General features: G+C 64.6%; 1 protein-coding gene. It reads right to left on the bottom strand.

All coding sequences use genetic code 11. The features are described from left to right. On the bottom strand, positions 1 to 1716 hold a 1716-nt coding region (locus tag KDH09_00240; GenBank protein ID MCB0218093.1), incomplete at both ends, for a hypothetical protein.

Below are 1716 nucleotides of genomic sequence, written 5' to 3'. Positions count from 1 at the left end.
ACCGACACCGACGAAGTTCTCACCCGCGACCGCCGTCGTGGCCTGACAATTTGCACCCAGGTAGGCGTCGATGTTGTCGGGCGTGCCGTCGGTGAAGAGGATTGTATCACCCACGGGCTGCGCGCTGATCTGCGAGCAGGCCTCGGTGAAGGGATTGATCACCGTGCGGATACACAGATCCGCGCCGGCACCGGCACCCAGAGCGGCGAAGTCCTTCGTGTCGTCCACGAAGACGCCCGCACCGGTGGTGGCACCGTTGTCACCGCCGACGAGCACGCCCTTGGTCGAGCTCGTGTTCAGGCCGGCCGGGACGGAGTCCAGAATACCGCCGGTGGCGCCGATTCCGCCGTTGCCGGGGCATTCCGCGCCGCCGCCATCGATGCTGAGCTCATCGGTGGCACCCGAGTAGGCGTCGAGCATGGAGAGCAGGACGTCTTCCTGGGCCTTGAGGAGCTCACCACCGCGGATGTCGCGGGCGGGATCGGTCGTGTTGTCATAGCCGGCACCGCGGACAGCGCGAAGCAGGTCGATGATCTGCTGGGTCTGGCCCGAAGCCGGGATCACCTGGATGATCGGGATGAGGTCGGAGAGCACACCGTCGTTGGAGGGGTCACCGTCGCCATCGGGATCGGCCAGGGCGCGGACGGCGCTCGCTGCGCGAGAGACGTCCTGCGGGTTGGGAATGCTGGTCGACATGTTGATCGGGGCAATGTCTTCCTCGATCAGGGAGACCAGGACGAGGAGCTCATTGACGGCCGCGGTGTTGTCGAGGTTCGAGATGGACTCGATGGCCTCGCGCAGCAGGGACTCTTCGAAGCAGAGCAGACCCTCACCGCAGACGTTACCGGCACCGACCTGCAGCGGCTGATCGAGCTGCAGGGCAATGTCGATGCCCGTGCGGGCGTTCGAGAGCAGACGGTGGTTGCCGCTGAAGGGAACCTGATCGGGATAACCGTTGTTCGCCGGGCAGGTTTCACCAACCGTCGTGGAATCGCAGTTTTCAAAAATCGTGGTCAGCGGCTCGCCGTCCACAGCGTTGGTGTCATCGAAGCCGTAGCGGGCCATGGTGTTGAGCAGCTCGGGCAGGATGTCGAGCGCGCGCTGCGGAACGGCGATGCCGTCACCACCGAGCGGGCCGCGAACACCCGAGGAAGGATCAACCAGCGCAGGAGCACCCGCATCGCAGGTCGGTTCCAGACCGGCGGCACCGTCATTGGCGTCCGCATAGGCTTCGTCGGCACACTCATTGCCGGGATAGTCGTCGATCTGATCGTTGAGCGAGGGATCGTCGACGTTCGGATCGTCGAACAGACCGTCCAGGATGATGCGCAGCAGGGTGCGGTTGGCATTGACGTCGGTCTTCGTATTGCCGTCCCAGTCGGGCAGCGTGCGATCGGCGACGTCGTAGTCACGCGGGTCCTTCTCGGAGCGCTCCAGCATCTGTGCGACGATGTCGAGGAGGATTTCCGCGGGCGTGCGGCCTGCGAAGAAGCCTTCGTGGGCAACCGCGGTGTCAACGGGCACACCGTCGTTGTCGACGTTCACGTCGTTCGTGCTCGGAGCACCAAGCTCCGGACCGATCGGGGTGAGCAGGATGTTCAGGATCGAGGTCAGCGACTCGGTGGCCGCAACGTCGTCCGAAGCATCGCCCGGCGTCAGGTTGGCATCGATTTCCTCGGAGGAAATCTGCGAGATGATGCGAAGCAGCGGCGGGTT

The sequence above is a fragment of the Chrysiogenia bacterium genome, from assembly GCA_020434085.1.
GTDB lineage: Bacteria > JAGRBM01 > JAGRBM01 > JAGRBM01 > JAGRBM01 > JAGRBM01.
The sequence above is the reverse complement of the archived record's forward strand: the minus strand, read 5'-3'. Positions and strand labels throughout refer to the sequence as shown.